The organism is Ramlibacter sp., from assembly GCF_041916345.1.
Taxonomy (GTDB): Bacteria; Pseudomonadota; Gammaproteobacteria; order Burkholderiales; family Burkholderiaceae_C; genus Ramlibacter.
This window is the reverse complement of sequence record NZ_JAYRZR010000016.1, coordinates 23,703-45,391: the sequence shown is the minus strand read 5'-3', so window position 1 is coordinate 45,391 and position 21,689 is coordinate 23,703. Positions and strand designations below refer to the sequence as shown.

Annotated in this window: 18 protein-coding genes; 5 read left to right on the top strand and 13 right to left on the bottom strand. The window is 70.5% G+C overall.

Translation table 11 applies throughout. The features are described 5' to 3' along the window. Positions 1-3 precede the first annotated feature (3 nt). Entirely contained in the window at positions 4-1,980 is a 1,977-nt protein-coding gene (locus ACE3T5_RS06960) for an FAD-dependent oxidoreductase (protein ID WP_374665864.1), read from the top strand. A 4-nt stretch (positions 1,981-1,984) separates the two neighbouring features. Here the strand turns inward: ACE3T5_RS06960 and fahA are convergent, their stop codons facing one another. Genes fahA through ACE3T5_RS06945 form a run of 3 tightly spaced genes read right to left on the bottom strand, consistent with a single transcriptional unit; the run spans position 1,985 to position 6,073 of the window. Further along, complete coding sequence (gene fahA / locus ACE3T5_RS06955; RefSeq protein ID WP_374665862.1) at positions 1,985-3,286, bottom strand: fumarylacetoacetase; 1,302 nt, start codon at positions 3,284-3,286, stop codon at positions 1,985-1,987. A gap of 8 nt (positions 3,287-3,294) precedes the next feature. Further along, positions 3,295-5,076 carry an FAD-dependent monooxygenase gene (locus ACE3T5_RS06950; RefSeq protein WP_374665860.1) on the bottom strand — a complete coding sequence of 594 codons (1,782 nt, stop codon included), beginning with the start codon at positions 5,074-5,076 and terminating at the stop codon, positions 3,295-3,297. A 10-nt stretch (positions 5,077-5,086) separates the two neighbouring features. Continuing rightward, entirely contained in the window at positions 5,087-6,073 is a 987-nt protein-coding gene (locus tag ACE3T5_RS06945) for a Bug family tripartite tricarboxylate transporter substrate binding protein (protein ID WP_374665858.1), read from the bottom strand. A gap of 108 nt (positions 6,074-6,181) precedes the next feature. Between ACE3T5_RS06945 and ACE3T5_RS06940 the strand changes: the two genes are divergently transcribed. After that, positions 6,182-7,000 (top strand): LuxR C-terminal-related transcriptional regulator, encoded by an 819-nt coding sequence (locus tag ACE3T5_RS06940; protein WP_374665856.1) that lies wholly within the window; start codon positions 6,182-6,184, stop codon positions 6,998-7,000. 114 nt (positions 7,001-7,114) lie between these two features. On the opposite strand, the gene ACE3T5_RS06935 is transcribed toward ACE3T5_RS06940, so the two are convergent. After that, a complete protein-coding gene (locus ACE3T5_RS06935; protein WP_374665854.1) occupies positions 7,115-8,329 on the bottom strand; it encodes an ABC transporter substrate-binding protein in 1,215 nt (404 codons plus the stop codon). Positions 8,330-8,515: 186 nt separating this feature from the next. Between ACE3T5_RS06935 and ACE3T5_RS06930 the strand changes: the two genes are divergently transcribed. From ACE3T5_RS06930 to ACE3T5_RS06920, 3 genes are all read left to right on the top strand, one after another. Further along, positions 8,516-9,730 (top strand): cytochrome P450, encoded by a 1,215-nt coding sequence (locus tag ACE3T5_RS06930; RefSeq protein ID WP_374665852.1) that lies wholly within the window; start codon positions 8,516-8,518, stop codon positions 9,728-9,730. A 19-nt stretch (positions 9,731-9,749) separates the two neighbouring features. After that, positions 9,750-10,739: an NADPH:quinone reductase gene (locus tag ACE3T5_RS06925; protein ID WP_374665850.1), complete on the top strand. Its 990-nt coding sequence runs from the start codon at positions 9,750-9,752 to the stop codon at positions 10,737-10,739. A gap of 145 nt (positions 10,740-10,884) precedes the next feature. Then, positions 10,885-11,487, top strand: a complete 603-nt coding sequence (locus ACE3T5_RS06920) for a TetR/AcrR family transcriptional regulator (protein ID WP_374665848.1) — start codon at positions 10,885-10,887, stop codon at positions 11,485-11,487. A 31-nt stretch (positions 11,488-11,518) separates the two neighbouring features. On the opposite strand, the gene ACE3T5_RS06915 is transcribed toward ACE3T5_RS06920, so the two are convergent. The 9 genes from ACE3T5_RS06915 to ACE3T5_RS06875 form a co-directional block, all read right to left on the bottom strand. Next, a complete protein-coding gene (locus ACE3T5_RS06915) occupies positions 11,519-13,072 on the bottom strand; it encodes a long-chain fatty acid--CoA ligase (protein WP_374665846.1) in 1,554 nt (517 codons plus the stop codon). 21 nt (positions 13,073-13,093) lie between these two features. Then, the gene (locus tag ACE3T5_RS06910) at positions 13,094-14,209 is read right to left on the bottom strand and encodes a hypothetical protein (RefSeq protein ID WP_374665844.1); all 1,116 of its coding nucleotides are present in this window, start codon (positions 14,207-14,209) and stop codon (positions 13,094-13,096) included. A gap of 2 nt (positions 14,210-14,211) precedes the next feature. Further along, positions 14,212-14,658: a hypothetical protein gene (locus ACE3T5_RS06905; RefSeq protein WP_374665842.1), complete on the bottom strand. Its 447-nt coding sequence runs from the start codon at positions 14,656-14,658 to the stop codon at positions 14,212-14,214. Then, positions 14,655-15,719, bottom strand: coding sequence for a phosphotransferase family protein (locus tag ACE3T5_RS06900; RefSeq protein WP_374665840.1), 1,065 nt, complete (start codon positions 15,717-15,719; stop codon positions 14,655-14,657). Before ACE3T5_RS06900 ends, ACE3T5_RS06905 begins: the two co-directional genes overlap by 4 nt. A gap of 10 nt (positions 15,720-15,729) precedes the next feature. Next, complete coding sequence (locus ACE3T5_RS06895; RefSeq protein WP_374665838.1) at positions 15,730-17,037, bottom strand: TRAP transporter large permease; 1,308 nt, start codon at positions 17,035-17,037, stop codon at positions 15,730-15,732. 2 nt (positions 17,038-17,039) lie between these two features. After that, entirely contained in the window at positions 17,040-17,534 is a 495-nt protein-coding gene (locus tag ACE3T5_RS06890; protein ID WP_374665836.1) for a TRAP transporter small permease, read from the bottom strand. A gap of 6 nt (positions 17,535-17,540) precedes the next feature. Then, the gene (locus tag ACE3T5_RS06885) at positions 17,541-18,578 is read right to left on the bottom strand and encodes a TRAP transporter substrate-binding protein (protein ID WP_374665834.1); all 1,038 of its coding nucleotides are present in this window, start codon (positions 18,576-18,578) and stop codon (positions 17,541-17,543) included. A gap of 182 nt (positions 18,579-18,760) precedes the next feature. Further along, entirely contained in the window at positions 18,761-19,972 is a 1,212-nt protein-coding gene (locus ACE3T5_RS06880) for a CoA transferase (protein ID WP_374665831.1), read from the bottom strand. Between the two features lie 14 nt (positions 19,973-19,986). Further along, positions 19,987-21,672 (bottom strand): acyl-CoA dehydrogenase family protein, encoded by a 1,686-nt coding sequence (locus ACE3T5_RS06875; protein WP_374665829.1) that lies wholly within the window; start codon positions 21,670-21,672, stop codon positions 19,987-19,989. Between the last annotated feature and the right edge of the window lie 17 nt (positions 21,673-21,689).

The window sequence follows — 21,689 nt, the reverse complement described above, 5'->3', positions numbered from 1 at the left end:
GGCATGACCCGCCTGGACCGCCTCTGGGAGCCGGTGCGCATCGGCCACGTCACCACGCGCAACCGCATCTACCTGCCGGCGCACCAACCCTCGTTCGACGCCACGACCTATGGCGCCTACCTGCTGGAGCGCGCGCGGGGCGGCGTCGGGCTGATCGTCACCCACGGCTTCCATGTCACTCCGCAGAGCGGCGCCGCGGGCGTGTCCCCCTGGGAGCCGGCGTGGCGTGAATCGGTGCGCGCGTTCTCCGCGCCGGCCAAGGCTGAAGGCGTGCCCGTGTTCGTGCAGATCACGCACATGGGCGCGAGCGGCCGGCGCCGCACCGACAGCCTGGACCTGTGGGGCTCGGTGCTGGCGCCCTCGGCCCTGCCCTCGCCGGTGCACCGCGCCATGCCCAAGCCGATGGAAGAGGCCGACATCCGCGAAGTGATCGAAGGCTTCGCCCGCACGGCCGCGAACGTGCAGGCCGGTGGCGCCGACGGCGTGGAGATCCATGGCTCGCACGGCTACCTGCTCGCCAACTTCCTCTCGCCCTGGTGGAACCGGCGCGACGACGCCTGGGGCGGCGATACCGAGCGCCGCTGCCGCCTGGCGCTGGAGATCGGCCGCGCGGTGCGGGCCCGCTGCGGTCCGGACTTCGTGGTCGGCATCAAGCTGAGCCTGGACGAGTACCTGGGCGAGGCCGGCACGCACCCCGACGAGACGGTGCGCGTGGTGCAGGTGCTGGAACGCGAGCCGCTGTTCGACTACGTGTGCCTCTCGCACACCGACTACCACTTCAACCACAAGCTGGTGCCACCGGCCTCCAGCGGCGAGACGGCGCCGCTGGCCGCCAACGCGCAGAAGGTGCGCGCGGCCCTGGCGGGGCGCATCCCGCTGCTGATCCAGGGCTCGGTGCGCGAGCTGCAGACGGCCGCGCAGATCGTGGCGCAAGGCCAGTCGGACCTGGTGGGCCTGGTGCGGGCCCAGATCGCCGACCCCGAGATCGTGAACAAGACGCGCGAAGGCCGCGCCGACGAGATCCGCCGCTGCGTGGGCGCCAACCAGGGCTGCTGGCGGCGCCTGGGCCAGAACATGAGCTGCACGGTGAACCCGGCGACGGGGCGCGAGGCGCGTGTGGGCACCGCCGCGCTGCGACCGGTGGCGCAGCCACGCAAGGTGCTCGTGATCGGTGCCGGCCCTGCGGGCCTGAAGGCCGCCGACACGGCGGCCGCGCGCGGCCACGCGGTGACGGTGTGGGAGCGCGGCAGCGCGGTCGGCGGCCAGGTGCGCGCGGCCGCGCGGCTGCCCGACTACGGCAGCTGGCGCTTCCTGGTCGAGGACCTGGCCGCATCGCTGCAGCGGAGAGGCGTGCAGGTGGAAGTGAACCGCGAAGCCACCGTGGAAGCCGTGCGGGCCTTCGGCGCCGATGAAGTGATCGTGGCGACCGGTGCACGCTGGCAGACCAGCGGCTTCTCCACCTTCCGGCCGGATCGCGAGGGCATCGCGCAGGCGAAAGGCGCGCATGTGATGGATCCACTGGCGGCGCTCGAGGATCCCGCCTTCTGCGGTCCACGCGTGCTGATCGTCGACGAGAACGGCGACTACCTGCCGCTGGGGCTGGCGCGCCTGCTGGCCGGCCTGGGCCGGCAGGTGACCGTGGTCACGCACGACGCGATGCTGGGGCGCAAGCTGGAGGCCACGCTCGACTGGCCGTGGCTGATGCCGCGCGTGGCGCAGGCGGGCGTGCAGCTGCGCACCGCGACCCATGTGGAACGCATCGCACGTGGCGAGGTCACGCTGCGCGGCGCACTCGATGGCGTGGAGCAGACCGTGACCGCCGACACCGTGGTGCTGGCGATGATGCGCGAGAGCGAGGATGGGCTGTACCACCAGCTCGTGGCCGGCGGCATCGCGGCGCGGCGGATCGGCGACGCCGTGGCGCCGCGCGAGGTAGACGACGCGGTGCTGGAGGGGTTCCGGGAGGGGTGGGCGATCTGACCCCTTACGCCGCCACCACCCGCGCCGTCACCTCCCCCAACCCGATCCGCACGCGCCCTGGCGCCTCGCAGTACCCCACCATCGTCACCTCGTCCCCGTCTTCGAGGAAGGTGCGCTGCTCACCGCCCGGCAGGGCCAGGGGCTTCCTGCCGCCGGCCGTGAGCTCCATCAGGCAGGCGCAAGAATCCTCGCTCGGCCCCGAGAGCGTGCCCGAGCCGATGAGATCCCCCGGGTCCACGCTCGCGCCGTTGGAGGTCTGGTGGGCGATCATCTGCCCGACCGTCCAGTACGAGTCCGCACTCTGGCTCACCGACACCCGATGCGGCGCCAGGCCCTGCGTCCGCATGCGCGCGGTCGACAGCCACACTTCCACGGTTGCGTTCAAGGCGCCCCGTGCCCGCTCTTGCGGATGATCCAGATGCGGCAGCAGGTGGTGCTCGGAGTCCGCCTCCCAAGGAGGCGCCTGCCAGAACGGCGCCAGCGCCTCGCGGGTGACCACCCACGCACCCAGCGTGGTGGCGAAGCTCTTGCCCAGGAAAGGCCCGAGCGGCACGTACTCCCAGAACTGGATGTCGCGCGCCGACCAGTCGTTGAGCATCGCCACGCCGAACAGGTGGTCGTGCGCCTCACCCAGCGGCACCGGTTCGCCGAGCGTGCTGGCTGCGCCGATCAGGAAGCCGAGTTCGGCCTCGTAGTCCAGCCGCGCGCAGGGCGCGTAGACGATCTCCTTGTCAGGCCCCTGCACGATCTGCCCGCGCGGCCGGCGCACCGCCTGGCCCGACACCCCGATGGAGGTGGTGCGGCCGTGATAGGCCACCGGCATGTAGCGGTAGTTGGGCAGCAGCGGCGCATCCGGCCGCACCAGCGCACCGATGCGCCGCGCGTGGTGGATGGACGAATAGAAATCCGAGAAGGTGGGCGGCTGGCAGGGCAGCAGCAGCTGCAGGCCGGCACGCGCGAGCAGGTGGCGCTCCACCAGGCCACACAGCGCTGGTGAGGCGTCCTCTCGCAGCAGGCCGAACACGGCGTGCCGCAGCGCGCGGCTGGCCGGGCGGCCCAGCGCCATGAGCGCCTGCAGGGAGCCGCCCGCCACGGGCGCGAGCGCCGCGGCCACCTCGGCGGGCAAGGAAGCCTCTTTCGCCAACGCGCTGAGGTCCAGCGCGTGGTCGCCAATGGCGGTGAACACCGCCTCACCATCTGCCACGCGCGCCCGGCCCAGGGGCAGGTTCTGCAGCGGGAAGTCCGCATGGCCATTCGCCCCCGGCACCCAGCTGCGGGCCGCCGGATCATGGGTTTCGTCGAGCATGGTCAGCCTCACGCCGCCACCTGCGACAGGCGCAGCACCACCCGCAGCGCCGCCTCCAACTCGGCCTGCGGCCGCGGGTGCGCATGCATGCAGCGCCACGCGATGATCTGGTCCGGCCGCACCAGCAGCGCGCCGTCGTCACCGATCTCGCGGATGCGGCGCCAGTCGTGCTTGCCGTCCCGCACCGCGCCCGTGTCGGTGACCGGCACCACGGTGATGCGCACGCCGAAGGCCTCGGCCGCTTGCGCCGCAGCCTCCGCCCAGGGCGAGTCGGCCTGGCCGGTGATCAGCACGAAGCCGTCGCGCGGCACCAGGTCCTGGGTGGAGATCGCCTGACCCTCACGCTCCAGCCAGGCATGCGGCAGGCGCGCGCCGGGCCGCGTGCTGGGCACGTAGTGGCGTCCGGTCGGGTCCCGCTGCGGCAGCGGCGTGCCGTCCGGGACCAGCGCGCCATGCTCGTACTGCACGCCGATCTCCAGGTCGTTCGCCTGGTACTCGGTGTTGTGCAGCTTCATCACCTCGCGGAAGCGGTAGCGGCGCGACTCGCCGTCGGGCGTGTCGGCCAGCAGCGCCTTGAAGTTGGTCTCGCTGCGCTTCGCGTCGCCGGGCACCAGGCCGATGGCCGCGCCGGTGAGCTGGTGGTTGGAGAAGGTGAACAGCGCCCAGTTGACGTTGCGCTCGGCTGCGGGGCGGCGCTCGCTCTCGTAGGTGTCCAGCAGCGCGTCGCTCGCCTGGCCCTGCAGCACCCAGGCCAGCTTCCACGCGAGGTTGTGCGCGTCCTGGATGGCGGAGTTCAGCCCCAGCCCGGTGGTGGGCGTGTGGCGGTGCGCGGAGTCGCCGCCCAGGAACACGTTGCCGAAGCGGTAGCGGTCCGCCAGCACGCCCTGCACGATCCAGTGGCCCACGCCCAGCACCTCGGGCTGCAGGTCGGGGATCTTCATCAGCGCGCGCATGCGCGGGATCAGCTTGTCCTCGTTGAAGCGCTCGGGGTCGTCGGACTTGAAGCTGAAGTGGAACATCCACTCCTCGGAATGCCGGTCTGGCGTCGGGCCCAGCTTGCCCAGCACGCCGGTGCCCCAGGAGCCGGTGTCGCCGCCGGGCGAGGCCATCCAGTAGGCGAATGAGTTGTCGTTGTCCAGGTACTTCGACAGGTCGGCGCGGAAATACATCGTGACCATGTCGATCAGTTCCGGCGTGCCTTCGAGCTTCACGCCTACCATCTCGCCGATGGTCTTGCCGCCGTCCGCCGCCACCAGGTAGCGCGCGCGCACGGTGTGCGTCTCGCCGGTGCCGCGGTCCTCCACCCAGGCCGTGACGCCGCCTGCGTCCTGCTCGAAGCGGGTGAGCGAGCAGTTGAACTTCAGCTGGCCCACGCCCAGCGCCTCGGCATGGTCGCGCAGCAGCGGCTCCAGCCGGACCTGCGGATAGATGGTGCTTTCCACCGGGCTGTTGGCGCGGTAGTGGGCGCGGAGCGACCCGCCGCCGAAGGTCTCCATCTCGTAGAGCATCTTGCGGTCATGCGGGCCGTCGCCGCCCAGGCTGGTGACCCAGCGGGTGGTGGACACGTACTCCACCGGCAGCGACTTCGCGTAGATCTGCTCCGCCACGCCGTGCTGGCGGAAGATCTCCATGGTGCGCTGGTTGAGGTAGCGCGCCTTGGGCATGGGCGACGGTGTCGCGTGCCGCTCGATCAGCAGCGACGGCACGCCCAGGTGCGACAGGCAGATCGACGTGGTCAGGCCGAAGCCGCCGCCGCCGACGATGAGGACCGGGGTCTCGAAGTGGGCCATGTGCGCCGCCTCACTCGGCCTTGATGCCGCGGTCCTGGATCACCTTGCGCCAGCGCAGCGTCTCGGCCTGGATGTGGACCGCGAACTGCTCGGGCGTGGAGGTGATGGTGTCGATGCCGGCGTCGGCCAGCTTCTTCTTCAGCTCGGGCGAGGCGACGGTCTTGGCATAGGCGGCCGCAATCGCCTTCACGATGGCCTCGGGCGTGCCGGCGCGAACGGTCAGGCCCTGCCAGCCCGCCACGTTGAAGCCCTTGATGCCCTGCTCCGCCATCGTCGGCACGTTGGGGAACAGCGAAATGCGCTGGCCGCCGGCGGCCGCGATAGGCTTGAGCTTGCCGGACTCCAGGTGCGGCTTGGCGGTGGCGCGGTCCAGGAACATCACGCCCACCTGGCCGCCCAGCAGGTCCTGCACGGCGGGGCCGCCGCCCTTGTAGGTGATGGCCACCAGCTTCGCGCCCGCCTCGCGCGCGAACATCTCCATCGCCAGGTGATGCGTGGTGCCGATGCTGGGCGACGCATAGCTCAGGCCCGTGGGCGCCTTGGCCGCGGCCGCGACCACATCCGCCACCGTCGTGGCCGGCACGACGTTGGGGTTCACCACCAACAGGAAGTCGAATTGGGCCGCGAGCGTGACGGGGGCCAGGTCTTTCTGGATGTCGTACTGCTGCTGCTTCTCGAACATCGTGGGGTTGACCGCGTAGGTGGTCATATCGCCCAGCAGGATGGTGTGGCCGTCGGCCGGTGCCTGCTTCGCCACGAACTGCGCGCCGATCATGCCGCTGGCACCGGGGCGGTTCTCCACGATCACCTGCTGGCCCAGCGCCTCGCCGATGCCGGGGGCGATGGACCGCGCGAAGAAGTCGGTGCCGCCCCCCGCCGGATAGGGCACGATCAGGCGGATCGGCTGAGAGGGGTAACGGGCCTGGGCCGACGCCGTGGGCGCGAGCGTGGTGGCGAGGGCCGCGACGAGGGCGGCGAGGAAGTGGCGCTTGTGCATGCGGGTCTCCATCTGGAAAGGGTCGATGGCGGGCACTCTAGCCCGGGCTGCCTACAATTTCATTCCCCCTGCAGGGGGAACCGCCGGCCCGCCATTCCCAGGAGAACCTTGGCCACGCACCGTTCGTCGCAAATGCTGCCGCCGGGTTCCGCCTCGGCGCGCACGCTGGCGGCCGCTCTGGAGGCCACCGGCACGGCGCAATTCGGCGCCAGCCTGCTGAACCACCTGCAAGAGGCCTGCGGCGCCGACTACTGCGCCGTGTTCCGGCTGGGCGCCGAGGCCCCGAGCGAGCTGGCCACCGGCAGCCACGACGGATCGGCCACCGCACAGGACCGCGTCTCGACCTATCTCGCGCGGCAGACCTGGGAGAAGGACCCGGCCATGGTCTATGCGCAGACCCGGCTGCCCGCACACCAGCCCCTGCTGATGCGCATGGACCTGCGCCGCTTCGAGGACGAGGACCTGCGCGAGGCCGTGTGGCCGCGCATCCGCGACCGCCTGGTCATCGCCGGACGCAGCGGCCGCTCGGTCTACAGCATGAGCATCCTGCGCGAAGGGCGCGGGGGCTTCAGCCCCGATGAGGTGAAGCGGGTGGGCGATTCGGCGGCGCTGCTGATCTCGGTGCTGGCCAAGCACGCCGAGTTGCAGCGTGACCGCGGCCAGTCACCCGACCTGTCGGGCGTGATCAGCTCCCTGCCGGACATCGAGGCCTGCCTCGCAGCGCTGTCGCCGCTGACGAAGCGCGAGGCGGAAGTCTGCGCCCGCATCCTCTACGGCCTGTCCACCGCGGGCATCGCGCTGGACCTGGACGTGGGCACCGAGACGGTCAAGACATTCCGCAAGCTCGCCTATCGCCGACTGGGGATCGGCAGCGAGCGGGAGTTGCTGGGGTGGTATCTCGGGCTGCAACAGAAGTGGCGGGGGTGAGCGCCTGAAACGCTGGGGTTTCACCCCAGCCTACGAGGCCGCCCGTTGCGTCGGTCTTCGTGCCTTCGTAGGCTGGGGTGGAGCGCAAGCGCAACCCCAGCGCTTCCTCAGCCGTCACCGGTCCAGCGAAACCACCTCGCCCATCGGCTTCCAGCTCTTGCCGTCGAACTGCACCAGCTGCGCCTGGCGGATCGGGTAGTAGTCGTCGGCGGCGAACTTCACCTTCATGCCGGGCAGCAGCATGCCCAGCTCCACATCCTTCAGGCCCTGGATCTGCTTCAGGAAGTTCTCCCGCGTGAGGGTGTTGCCGCAACGCTCCAGCGCCAGGGCGGCAAGCTGCGCGCCCATGTAGGTGTAGACCGACGTGGTGTCACCCGGGTTGTCGTTGGGCAGGTACTTCTTGAAGAAGGCCAGGTACTCCTGCATGGCCTTGTCGTTGTCCCAGCGCGGGTCCGACGGCGTCTTGAACCACGAGGTGGAGACCAGGCCCACCGAGTTCTCCAGGCCGGCCGGCGTGAGCACGCCGGTGATGGAGCTGGAGACGTAGGCCACCACGGTATAGGGCTTCCAGCCGATGGAGGCCACCTTGCGGATCGCCTGCGCGCCAGCCTTGTTGGAGGTGAAGATCATCAGCGTGTCGGCGCCCGCGGCCTGCAGCTGCAGGATCTGCGAATCGACCGTCGGATCCGTCACCTCCTGGCTCGCCTCCTTCACGATCATGCTGGCGGCCTTGGGGCCCAGGGCCTCCTTCAGGCCCTTCAGGTACGAGCGGCCCACGTCGTCGTTCTGGTACAGCACGCCGATCTTCGCGTTGGGCTTCGCCTGCAGCATGTGCTTGCCGTAGATCCCGCCCTCGATGTTGTAGGCGAAGGAGAACGGCACCGTCCACGGCGTGGCCTTGGCATCGTGCAGGCCGGGGCTGGAGGCATAGAACAGCACCTGCGGCACCTGCTTGCCGTTCAGGTACTTCTGCACCGAGGTCTGCATCGCTGTGCCCATGGAGTTGACCATCACGAACACCTGGTCGCTCTCCACCAGCTTGCGCGTGACTTCCACCGTCTTGGGCGGCGAGTAGGCATCGTCCAGCGACAGCAGGTTGAGCTTGCGTCCGTTGATGCCGCCCTTGGTCTCGTTGAGCATCTTGAAGTAGGCCACCGACATGCGGCCCACCATGGAGTAGGCAGAGCCGGGGCCGCTGTAGGCCACCGTCTGGCCCAGCTTGATCTCGGTGTCGGTGACGCCGGGGCCGTACTGCTTCTGGGCGTGGGCGGGTGCCCAGGCCAGCGCGCTGGCGGCGGCGACGGCGGCGATGAGGAAGGTTCTGCGCATGGAGTCTCCTGGTCGTTGAGTGGACGGCCCGCGCGGCACGGGGCCGCACAGATCTGGGCGCAAGTAGACCCACGGTGTCACGTTGCGTCTGTCCCTCCCCGGCGTGACAAGACCCCGACGTCCCCGCGCGAGGGACTGACAGGCGCGTCGCCGCCGACTAGATTGCACGCTGAACCGGAGAATCGAATGACCGCTGTTGCCGATACCCCCGTGCGCGATGCGCCCGTGCTCGACATCGATCCCTACGCGATCGAGGTGCTGCGCGACCCCTACGCCTTTCATCACGCCCTGCGCGAGGCCGGGCCGGTGGTGCTGATCAAGCCGCACGGCGTGTACGCGGTGGGCCGCCATGCGGAGGCGAAGGAAGTGCTGGCAGACCACACGCGGTTCATCACGAGCGGCGGCATCGGCATCCAGGACATCCGCAAGCCGGGCGACTTCCGCATTCCCAGCCGCCTGCTGGAGGTGGACCCGCCCGAGCACACGCAGGTGCGCGCGGCCGTGACGCGCGTGCTGTCGCCGCTGGTCATCCGGCGCTTCAAGGAGAGCTTCGTCGACAAGGCGGCCAAGCTGGTGGACGAGCTGATCGAGCGGCGTGAGTTCGACGGTGTGGAGCACTGCGTGGAGGCCTTCGTGCTGCAGGCCTTCCCCGCGGCCGTGGGCGTGCGGCTGCCGCGCAAGGAGACGCTGATCATCGGCGAGATGCGATTCAACCAGAGCGGCCCCAAGAACGCGCTGTACCACGCGGCCATGGAGAAGGCGCAGCCCTATCTCGAATGGTTCGAGAAGACCGTGCAGCGCGATGCGGTGCTGCCCGGCTCCATCGCGGAGCTGCTGTTCCAGGCCGAGGACAAGGGCGAGCTGGCGGCCGGCGTGGCCTCGAACATCGTGCGCAGCTTCGTCGGCGGCGGCACCGACTCCACCATCTCGGGCATGGGCTTCGCGCTGCACCAGCTCGCCAGGCATCCCGAGCAGTGGGCCAAGGTGCATGCCGATCCCGCCAAGGTGAAGGCCGCCTTCGAGGAAGGCATCCGCCACGAGTCGCCGTTCCAGGTGACCTACCGCACCACGGCCGCCGCCACCGAGCTGTCGGGCGTCCGCCTGGACGCTGACATGAAGATCGGCGTGTTCATGGGCGCGGCGAACCGGGACCCGCGGCATTGGGAGCGCCCCGACGCCTTCGACATCGACCGGCCGCAGCTCGCCGGCAACCACCTGGCCATGGGCACGGGCGCGCATGCCTGCATCGGCCAGATGATCGCCCGCGGCGAATCCGAGGCGCTGTTGTCGGAGCTGGCGCGTCGGGTGAAGTCGATCGAGCTCGCCGGCGTGCCGACCTACCGCCCCATCAACCAGATGCGCATGCTGAACAAGCTGCCGCTGCGCGTGCAGCCGAAGTAAGCCGCCGCGCATCGACACCATGCGTGCTGCCTTCTACACCCGCCAGGGCCCCGCCGCCGACGTGCTGACGATCGGCGAGCAGCCCACCCCCGAGCCCGGACCGGGCGAAGTCCGCGTGCGCCTGCAGTGGTCGGGCGTGAACCCGTCCGACTGGAAGACGCGCAAGGGCGGCGGCGGCCGCCAGCTCATCGCGCCGCTGATCATCCCGCACAGCGACGGCGCGGGCGTCATCGACGCCGTGGGCGATGGCGTGCCAGCTTCGCGCCTGGGCGAGTCGGTGTGGATCTGGAACGGCCAGTGGAAGCGCCCCTTCGGCACCGCGGCCGAGTGGATCGCCCTGCCCTCGGCCCAGGCCGTGCGCCTGCCGGACGGGGTGTCCACGGAAGACGGTGCCTGCCTCGGCATTCCCGCGTTCACCGCCATGCATGCCGTGCGGCTGGTCGATGCGGCGCCGGGCATGACCGTGCTGGTGACCGCGGGCGCCGGTTCGGTGGGCCACTACGCCGTGCAGATGGCGCGAGCGCGCGGCGCGACGGTGATCGCCACCGTCAGCTCCGACGACAAGGCGCGGCATGCGCTGGACGCGGGCGCGCACCATGCGGTGAACTATCGGGCACACGACTTCGCAGCGCAGGTGCGCGCGCTCACCGGCGGCCATGGCGTGGACGCCGTCATCGAGGTCAACCTCACCGCCAATGCGGCGCAGCTGCCCGGCGTGCTGCGGCCGCACGGCCAGGTGGTGGTGTACGGCATCACGGGCACCGAGGCCACGCTGCCCGCGCTGTGGATGATGCAGGCCAGCATCCGCCTGCGCTTCTTCATGATCTACGACATCGCACCGGCGGACCGCCAGGCGGCGCAGGACGAGATCGACTCGCTGCTGCGCGCGGGCCGCCTGCGCCACACCGTGGCCCGGCGGCTGCCACTGACGCGCATCGCCGAGGCGCATGACCTGGTGGAAAGCGGCACGCTGATGGGCCACGTGCTGCTGGACGTGCGAGCCATCTGACACCGGCTCGCGCCGCCCGGCCCGTGGCGGCACCTCAAGGGTTTCCCCAATGCCGAAAGGGCCATCGGCGGTCTATAGTCCGTCTCGTCGGTCTAATAATGGACAAGGCGTCCGGCCCCTACGCGGGTCGGCAACAGGGGCAGGCATGACACGGGTGCGCGCAAGCGACTACGAGGACAAGAAGCGGACCATCCTGCAGCGGGCGGCGGGGCTGATCGCCCGCAAGGGCTTCGACCACGCCACGATGCTGGACGTGGCGAATGCGTGCGGCACCTCCAAGTCGCACCTGTACCACTATTTCCCCAGCAAGGAGGAGCTGCTGTTCGCGATCCTCCATGAGCACATCACGGCCCAGGCCGAGGAGCTGCGTCGCATCGTGGCATTGCCGCTGCCGGCGGAGGAGCGCTTCAACCAGTTCGTGGAGAGCTTCATGCGCGGCGCGGCGCGCTCGCGCGACGAGCACGTGATGCTGATGAACGACCTGAAGTTCCTGCCCAAGGCGCAGCTGGCCGAGATCCGCGCGCTGGAGGTGGAGCTGGTGGAGCTGCTGGAGGGCATCCTGCGTGAGATCAATCCGGGCCTGATGACGCAGGAGAAGGTGAGCAAGCCCTACGCGCTGCTGCTGTTCGGCATGATGATCTGGACGTTCTCGTGGTACCGCCGCAATGGCGACATCACTCCGGCGGAGCTGGGCCAGCGCATCGCGGCGCTGTTCGTGCACGGCTTCAAGGATCTGCCCGCGGGCTGAGCCAGCGGGCGGGTGACGCAAGCCGCGCCGGTCAGTGCACGGCGCGCGTGCGCCCTTGCCAGTAAGGCTCGCGCAGCACGTTCTTCAGGATCTTGCCCGCGCCCGAGAGGGGCAGCGCGTCGCGGAACTCCACCTTCCGCGGGCACTTGTAGTTGGCGATGAGCGTGTGGCAGTGGTCGATGATCGCCTGCGCGGTGGCCTGCTGGCCGTCCTTCAGCACCACGATGGCCAGCACCGCCTCGCCCCACTTCTCATCCGGCACGCCGATCACGGCGCACTCGCGCACCGCCGGGTGCGCGTGCACCGCGTTCTCGACCTCCTTGGAGTAGATGTTCTCGCCGCCGCTGATGATCATGTCCTTCACGCGGTCGACGATGTAGATGAAGCCGTCCTCGTCCATCCAGGCGCCGTCGCCGGTGTGCATCCAGCCATTGCGGATGGCCGCGGCGGTGGCCTCGGGCTTGTTCCAGTAGCCGAGCATCACCTGCGCGCCGCGCACCGCGATCTCGCCGACGGTGCCGCGCGGCAGCTCGCGCCCCTCGGGATCGACGATCTTCACGTCCACGCCGAAGGCCGCACGGCCCGCGGCGGCCCGCTTCGCCGGCCCATGATCGCCGTCGAAGTGGAAGCGCCAGGGCAGGCTGACCGTCAGCGCCGCCGTCTCCGTCATGCCATAGCCCTGGATGAACTCCCACGTGGGCAGCTTCTCGATGGCGGCGGCCAGCACCGCATCGGGCATGGGCGAGGCACCGTACTCGCAGTAGCGCACGCTGCTCAGGTCGTAGCGGCTGAAGTCCGGGTGGTTCAGCAGCATGTTGACCATGGTGGGCACGAACAGCACGTAGTTCACGCGGTGCGTCTGGATGGCCTCGAAGGCCAGCACGGCGTCGAACTTCGGCAGGCACACGTGGGTGCCGCCCGCCAGCGTCAAGGCGACCGCGGGCGAGGTGCCGGCCAGGTGGAACAGCCCGGCGGAGTGCATGTACACCGTCTGGTCGCTGAAGTGCAGCGTTGCGATCCAGTTGATGGAGGAGACGATGAAGTTGGTGTGCGACAGCATCACGCCCTTCGGATGCCCCGTGGTGCCGCCGGTGTAGAAGATGCCGTACAGGTCGTCGAACCGGCCGCATTCGTCGGCCATGGGCGCGGACTGCGCGATCAGCGCCTCGTAGGCGTGCAGGCCGGCGGGCGTGGGCGCATCGCCCATGTGCACGACGTGCTGCATGGCATGGCCGGCCAGCAGGTCTGGCACCTGGGCAGCGAACGCATCGTCCACCAGCAGGCCGGCGCAACCCGCGTCGCGCAGGCTGTAAACGTTCTCGGGCACGGCCCAGCGCGTGTTCAGCGGCACCAGCACCAGGTTGGCCCAGGCGGCAGCGAACAGAAGCTCGATGTAGTTGTCGCTGTTGAGGGCCAGCACGGCGAGGCGCTCACCCGGCTTCAGCCCCAGGCCACGCAGGCCGGCGGCGAGGCGCGGCACGCGCTCGCCCACCTCGCGCCAGGTGCGCTGGCGGCCGTTGTAGATCGTGGCCAGGTGGCCATGGCGCGTCTGCACCGCGCGGGTCAGGGCCTGGGTGAGCTGCATGACGGTCTCCCGGAAGTGCAATCAGAGCGCCGGAAACTGCTGCGGCGCCGGGTACAGCGGGTAGCCGGCCGCCACCCCGTATTCGCTGATGCCGATGCCGGTGGCGCCTTCGCTCTCCACCCGCATCACATGATCGGACAGCGTGCGCGCCTTGAAGCGCACCGCCGGGTCGTCGAGATCCCACACGTCATGGGCCTCGGCGTACTCGCCGCGGTCGTCGCCGTGGTTCCAGCCGGCGAAGCCGCCGTAGTTGCCGCCCTTCAGGTAGAAGCGGGCCGGCAGCCCGGTGAAGCGGATGCGGCGCGGCGGACCGACCGTGAACTCGATGTCCAGCACGCCTTCACGGATCGTCTGGCCCAGCGGATCGTCGGCCCAGGTGATGTCGTGCCGCACGGCCGTGGCCTCGCGATGCGTCACCTGGCCGTCCGGGCCGCGGCGTACCTCGCTGCAGGACAGGTAGTACGGGTGCCCGGGCTCGCGTTCCTTCAGGAACACCGAGACGCCGCAGTCCTCGAACTGGAACATCGACCAGGTCCAGAGGAACTGCGCATGCTGCTGCACGGGCGGCTTGTCGTGATCGGTGCGCATCTCGGAGCGGATGCCCCAGGAGCGATCGCGCTGGCCCCACCAGGTGTCGGGGCGCAGCTCATGCCGCTGGCCGTCGGCCACCAGCCAGCCGGACCAGCGGCCGAACTGGGCCACGCGGGCCAGGTCCTCCTCCAGCACGCCCTTGCGCTCGCGCCGGCTCTGCTTCTCCTGCGTGGCCGGCAGCGACGGCTCGAACACCAGCTCGAAGCTCAGGCCCGACGCGTTCTCGCGCAGGGCCAGGTGGTGCCGGCCGGTGCGCAGGTCCACCCACAGGCTGAGCGGGCCCACCTCGGTGTCCAGCGGGCGCAGGCCCAGGCGCCGCGAGGCGCGGAAGTTGATCTGCCGGCGGCCGATGGTGATGCCCGCGAAGGCATCCATCACGCCGCGATTGGGGTAGTAGCCGAAGCCGGCATCCAGGATCAGCGCGCTGCCGTCGACCGGATGCGCGGTGTACCAGTAGCGCTCGGTGAAGCGCACATCGCCGCCACCGGCGTCGGTGAAGTTGCCGGGGGTCTGGTGGCCGAGCAGGTCGTCCTGGGGGGTGAGCATGGTCAATCGTCCTTGGATCCGGTCATCGCCGAAAAGTCGGTGCGGGGAATATGGCGGCGCTCGGCGGCCACGGCCTGCCGCAGGGCCGCGCGCAGCAGCGCATCCAGCTCGTCGCGGGTGCCGCCCGCGGGCACGGTGTCGTAGAGCCAGTCACTCAGCTGGCGTGCGCGTTGCTGCGGGGCATCCGCCGCCCCCGCATCGATGGGCGCGGGCGGCGCGAACCCCAGCGCCAGCGCTCGGTCGGTGAACTGCGCCTCGCCCGCGCGCAGCGCATCGCCCTCCTCCCGTTCCAGCGCCGGCTGCCATGCCGTCATGCGTTGCAGCTTCGAGAGGATGTCGTCCACGGCCGCCAGTTGCGTGCGCGCATGTTCGTCGGCCAGCACGGGCCGCACGGCATCGCGCAGCGCGCGGCGCGCCGCCTCCAGCAGGGTGGCCGGGGTGGTATTCATGCGGCCTCCATCAGGCGCAGCATCTCCATCAGCGTCGGCGCGAGCTGGAAGCCCATGGCGGCCATGCGCGCATCCGAAGCGCGGCCCGCCTCCACCCGACGCACCGCGCCCAGCAGCATGGCCGCCGACTTGAACTGCATCATCACCTGGTAGTAGCGCAACCGGGCCTCGTCCACCTGCAGGCCGCTGCGGGCCGACCAGCGGGCCAGGAAGGTGGCGCGGTCCACCAGCCCGCCCACCTGCCCGGCGGCCGGCGAGAAGGCGCGCATGCACGCCCAGGCGAGGTCTTCATGTGGGTCGCCCAGGTGCACCAGCTCCCAGTCCAGGATGGCCGTGATGCGGTCACCCACGCGCAGGAAGTTGCCCACGCGGTAGTCGCCATGCACGAGCGCGATGCGCTCGGCCACCGGCGCGCGCGCCTGCAACCAGCGCAGGCCATGGTGCATGGCCGGCGGCAGCGGCTGCGCGGGATGGCCGGCCTCGGCCGCCCAGCGGTGCAGCTCGCGGCGTGCCACGTTGGCGGGCGTCAGGCCCTCGGCCCAGGCCGCCAGCGGCGTGGTCCGCCAGTCGAAGGCATGCAGGTCGCCCAGCGCGTCGCTAAAGGCATGGCCCAGGGCCGTGCGCTCGGCGTCGTCGAGGAGCTTCATGCTGTTCCAGGGCGTGGGCGTGTCGCCGGCCACGCGCCCCGTGACCATGAAAGGCGCGCCCAGCACCGATGCGTCGTCGCAGCGTGCCAGCACGGCCGGCACGGGGATCCCGGGCGACTTGGCCAGCGCGCTCAGGGCCAGGTATTCCGGCTCGGTGCGGTAGGGCGCGAACAGCCCCTTGGGGTCGCCCAGCCGCAGGATGAGGGATTGCTCTTCGCCGCCGACGGTGGCCGTGAAGCCGATGGTCACCCACGACATGCCGACCGGAAAGCGCTGCCAGCGCGACACCGCTACGGGCTGACCCCACTGCTGGCCCAGCCAAGCAGCGAGGCGCCCTGGCAGGCTCGGGGCCGCCGCGTCGAACGGCGCGGCGTGGGACACCGCTGCGCCGCCCGCTTCCATGACTTCCACCATGTGGCGCCCCCTATCCCGTGGCGCTCTTGAACAGCAGGCCGGGCAGCCACAGCGACAGCGCCGGCACCGCGGCGATGAGCAGCACGCGCACCAGGTCCGCGACGATGAACGGGATCACGCCGCGGATCACCGTTCGCATGGGCACGTCGGGCACCACCGAGCGGATGACGAACAGGTTCACGCCGATGGGCGGCGTGATCAGGCCGATCTCCACCACCACCACGATGAGGATGCCGAACCAGACCGGATCGAAGCCGAGCGCCTTGATGATCGGAAAGAAGATCGGCACCGTCAGCAGGATCATCGACAGGCTCTCCAGCACGCAGCCCAGCACCAGGTACACCGCGATCATCATCAGCACGATGCCGAAGGGCGACAGGCCGCTGCCCTGCACCAGCTTGAGCAGCGCCTCGTGCACGCCGGTCATGTTGACGAACTCACCGAACAGCGCGGCGCCCAGGATGATGCCGAACATCATGGCCGAGGTCTGCGCCGTGTCCACGAAGATCGCGTAGATGTCACGCAGGCGCAGGTTGTGGCGGCCGAGCGCGAACACGAGCGCGGCGGCAGCACCGATGCCCGAAGCCTCCACCGCGGTGAACAGGCCGCCGTAGATGCCGCCCATCACGACGCCGAAGATCGCCACCACCGGCCACAGCGAGGCCAGCAACGCACGGCCGTTGGACGCTTCGGTCTCATCCACAGCCGGCGCCAGGCCTGGATCGCGCCACACGCTGAACTTCACGGCCAGGATGTAGCCCACCACCGCGATCAGGCCCGGCACAATGCCGGCCGCGAACAGCTTGCCGATATGCGTCTGCGTGGCGACGCCATACACCACCATGATGATCGAGGGCGGGATGAGGATGCCCAGCGTGCCGCCGGCGGCGACCGCCGCGGCCGACAGCGAATCCCCGTAGCCGAGGCGGCGCATGGCGGGAATGGCCACCTTGCCCATGGTGGCCGCGGTCGCCACGCTGGAGCCGCAGATGGCGCCGAAGCCGCCGCAGGCCGCGACGGTGGCCATGGCCAGGCTGCCGCGCCGGCGCCCGATCAGTGCCTGCGCAGCCCGGAACAGATCCTGCGAGATGCCCGCGCCGGCCACCAGATTGCCCATCAGCACGAACAGCGGCAGCACGATGAGCGTGTAGACCAGCGTGCTGTCGCGGGTGATGGTGGCGACCATGCTGAACGCCGGCGTCCAGCCGCTCAGCAGCACGTAGCCGCCGAAGCCCACCAGGCCCAGCGCGGTGGCGATGGGCACCTGGAACAGGATCAGCGAGAAGGCGGCGAGGAAGCCGAGGCAGGTGGCGAGCATCGCTAGTCCAATGCCACGCCGTGCACGGCCGCTCGGGTGGCATCGCGCCGCCAGGCCGCCACCAGGAAGGCGAGTGCGGTGACGACGGACAGCGCGCACATGCCCCACAGCACCCAGGCCGTGGGGATCTTCAGCAGGGCGGATGCGTCGCCGTAGGTGGCGGAGCGCACCGCCTGCCGGCCGGTGCAGTAGGCGATGACGCCGAACAGCACGGCACCGACCAGCGCCGACAGCAGGCGCTGCGGCAGGCGCAGGGCGGCGGGCACCGGGATCAGGTCCACCACGATGTGCGTGGCGCGCAGCGCCAGCAGTGGATAGAGCGCGAAGACCATCACCGCCAGCACCACCTCCAGCAACTCGGTGCCCCAGGGCAGCGGCCGGTTGAAGAGGTTGCGGCCGGCGACGTCGACGAGCACCACCAGCATCAGCACGGCCAGCGCGACGACGCCCACCGCTTCCAGCGCGCGAGCCGGCAGTGCCGATGCTTCCTTACGCATGCGATCTCAACGGCCGGCGGCGATGTCGGCGCGCATCTGGTCCAGCAGCTTCTGCGGATCGGCGACGCCCTTCTTGCGCGCCTTCTCGATCCAGTCCTTCTCGATCGGCTGCAGCGCGGTCTTGAGCTCGGCCACCACCGCCGGCGACAGGGTCTCCACGCTCTTGCCCGCCTTGCGCAGGGTCTCGAACGCCGCCTTGTCGCCATTGGCGTAGGCCTTGCCGATGTTGCGCGCGAAGGCCTCGCCGGAGATGCGGGTGATCGCGTCGCGGTCGGCCTGGCTGATCGCCTTCCACTTGTCCTCGTTGATGCCCAGCACCAGCACCGTGTTGTAGATGGCGCCCGGCACGATGGTGGCGTGCGAGACCAGCTCGGTCAGCTTGAAGGCAGGGATCGACTCCGGCGGCATGAAGGTGCCATCGAGCACGCCCGAGGAGAGCAGCTCATAGGTCTCGCTCACCGGCTTGCTCACCGGCACCGCGCCCAGCAGCGTGAGGGCCTGCGTGGCACTGGCCTGCGGGCTGCGCATCTTCAGGCCCTTGAAGTCCGCCAGCGTGCGGATGGGCCGCACGCGGTTGAACAGCTGGCCCGGGGAGACGACGTACACCGACAGCGGATGCACACCCTTGAACTCGTTGTACGAGGCCAGGTGCCGGCGATAGAAGCGGTCCACGGCGGGCGCCAGCACCTCCGGGTTGTCGCCCAGGAACGGCAGTTGGGCGATCTCCAGGATGTCGAAGCGGTTGGGCGTGTAGCCGGGGATGAACACCACCAGGTCGGCCTGGCCGTCGCGCGCCACGTCGAACTGCGCCGGCACCGTGCCCACGACCTTGGGTAGCGTGTCGATCTTCACGCGGCCTTGCGTGACCTTCTCCACCTCGGCGATCCACGGCTCGATGACCTGCACCCGCATCGCCTGGCCGGCGGGCAGCCAGTTGGAGTACTTCAGCACCGTGGTCTGTGCGGAGGCACCGGCGGCGGCGAAGGCGCAGCCGGCGGCAGCGAGCACCGCGGCAAGGCGGCGCAGGGATTTCGGGATCAACATGGCGGGGTCTCCGTTGGCGGTTGGAAAGGGACGGAACGATCAGGGCCGGTTCGCGTCTTTAGTCCGACGCGTCGGTTTATGTTAGGCGCGGAGTCTGGCGCCTGGGCATCGGGTTTGCACGGATTCGTGAATGGCGAAGGGCGGCTTCGCGATGGGGAACCGACGAGCGGTCGGCGCGCGCCCTACCCCACCACGCCCTTCTCGCGCAGCGCGCCATAGGCGCCCTGCGTCAGCCCCAGCAGCTCGCTGAGCACATGCTCGGTGTGCTCGCCCAAGCGCGGCGCCGGCGCGGCCGGCACGCGCGCCGCGGCGCTGAAGTCGAGCGGCAGGCCTGCCGCGAGGATCTCGCCCACGCCCGGCTGCGCCACGCGGCGGAACATCGGGTTGGCCTCGCTGCAATCCGGATCGGTCGTCACCATCTCGGTGATGGACTGGTAGCGTCCCCAGCACGCCCCGTGCTGCTCCAGCGTGCGCGCCACTTCGGCGAAGGGCCGTGCCGCGATCCACGGCCGCACCAGGTCGGCCAGTTCGCGCCGCGCGCGGAAGCGGTCCCCCTCGCGCGCGAGGTCCAGGCCCAGCCGAGCGCCCAGCGCATCGACCTGCTCGCCGATGCCCGTGGCCTCACGGATGGCCCGCCACTGCTTGCCGGTCAGGCCGACGAGCATCACGCGCACGCCGTCGGCGCAAGTGAAGTCGCGGCCGAAAGCGCCGAACAGCTCGTTGCCATGGCGCTGGCGCTGCTGGCCGAGCTGCGCCTCGGCGATGAAGCCCAGGTGGCTCATCACGGCCAGGCCCACGTCATACAGCGAGAGCTTTACATGCTGGCCCTGCCCCGTGCGGCGGCGATGCCGCTCCGCGGCCAGAAGGCCCACCGCGACCATCTGGCCGGTGATCAGGTCCCACGCGGGCAGCACGTGGTTCACCGGCTCGTCGAGGTCCTCGGGGCCGGTGATGAAGGGCACGCCCACCGCGGCGTTCACGGTGTAGTCCACCGCCGATCCGCCGTGGCGGTCCCCCTGCAGCGTGAGCTGGATCAGGTCCGCCCGGCGCGCCTGCAGCGCCTCGTGGTCCAGCCAGCCGCGCGGCGGGAAGTTGGTGAGGAACAGGCCCGCCTCGTCCCCCGGCGCGGTGATGATCGCCATCGCCAGCTCGCGGCCTTCCGGCTTCGCGAGATCGAGCGCCACCGAGCGCTTGTGCTTGTTCAGGCCGCACCAGAACAGGCTGGTGTCGTCGTCCGTCACCGGCCAGCGGCGGTAGTCGAGCCCGCCGCCCAGCGTGTCGATGCGGATCACCTCTGCGCCCATCTGCGCCAGCGTCATGCCGCCCAGCGGCGCCGCGACGAAGGCCGCGGCCTCCACCACACGCAGGCCGTCAAGGATGCCGGTCGTTGCCATCGCCTGCACCCTGCTCAGCCCGCCGTGGGCGTGACGCCCAGCGCGCGCTCGAACAGCGCCCGCGCCACCACCTTCAGCGCCAGCGTCTCTTCCGCGCCCTCGAAGATGGAGAGCACGCGCGCATCCACGAAGTAGCGGCTGGTGGCCGTCTCTTCCGCGTAGCCCATGCCGCCGTGCAGCTGCAGCGCCTCGCGCGTGATCATCTCGGCGGACCGGCAGGCCAGCAGCTTGACCAGGCTCGCCTCCATCCGGCCCTGCCCGGCATCGACCAGCTTCGCCACGCGATAGGCCAGGTGGCGGCAGGCGGCAAGGCGCGCGCCCATGCGTGCGAGCTTCGCCTGCGTCAGCGGGTAGTCGGCCAGCGGTGAGCCGAAGACCTTGCGGTCCGCGGTGTACCGGATGGCCGCGCGCAGCGCGGCGCGCATCACGCCGCAGGCACGCGCCGCGGTCTGCATGCGGCCGCCCACCATGCCGGCCATGGTGTAGTAGAAGCCCTGGCCCAGGCCCGCCTCGCCGCCGATCACGTTGGCGTCGGGCACGAAGAAGTCCTCGAACGCCAGATCGAAGGAATGCATGCCGCGATAGCCGATGGTCGGGATCGCGCGGCCGGTGAGGCGGCCGCCGTCCGGCTGCTTGACCTCGAACGCATGCGTGTCGAACGAGGGCTTCTCCACCAGCAGCAGGCTCAGGCCCTTGTGGCCCAGCGAGCGATCCGGGTCGGTGCGCGTCACCACCATCAGCACACCCGCCTTGCCGGCGAAGGTGCACCAGGTCTTGGCGCCGGTCAGGCGCCAGCCGCCCGGCACGCTCGTCCCGCGCAGCGCCAGGCCGGCGACGTCCGACCCATAGTCGGGTTCGGTGATGGCGATGGCGCAGAGCGGGTCACCGGCGGCCAGGCGCGGCAGCCAGTGCGCTTTCTGCGCCTCGGTGCCGCCCGCCATGAGCGCACGGCTCAGGATCTCGGGCCGCGTGATCAGGCTGCCGGCGGCGGCCAGCGAAGCTTCGGACAAGGCCTCGGTCACCACCACCATCAGCGTGGCGTCTTCCTGGTCGTCCGGCGCGCTGCCCCCGTGCGCCTGCGGGATGGCGAGGCCGAACACCCCCATCTCGCGCAGCGGCTGCAGCAGACTCTCGGGCACGGTCAGGTCTTCGCGGTGGATGGCCTCGGCCTGCGGCGCCACCACCTCGGCGGCGAAGCGGCGGAAGGCATCCTGCGCCAGGGCGTGCGGCTCGTCGAGGTCCCGCGGGCCGACCTCACCATCGGTGCCGGCCACGGCACGGCCCGCGCTTTCCAGCGCCCGCGCGCCGCCCGCCGTGCGCAGCAGGTCCAGCCAGGCGGGGTGGGACCGCAGGGCGCTGACGCTGGTGGCGTCGAGGCCCAGATCCATCTGCACGGCCTCCAGCCGGCGCAGCAGCTCGGACCCGACTTCGGTGAGGAAGACCAGCGCCAGCGCGGCATCGGCATCCGTGGCGTCGGTCGTGAGCGCCTCCACCGCCGTCTCGGCGGCCAGCAGGTCCGCGGCGGCCCAGGCCAGCTCGAAGCTGGGGACCTGCTGCGCGTCCAGCCGGCGAGCGTCGAGCCGGCCGCGCTCATTGAGGCAGTCGCGTGCCAATGCCGCAGTGGCGGCGTCGAAGGCCGCGCGCCACGCCTGCAGCACGCCCCGCGCCTGCGCCACCTGCAACTGCCTTGTGTCGTCCATCACGATGGCATCGTCCT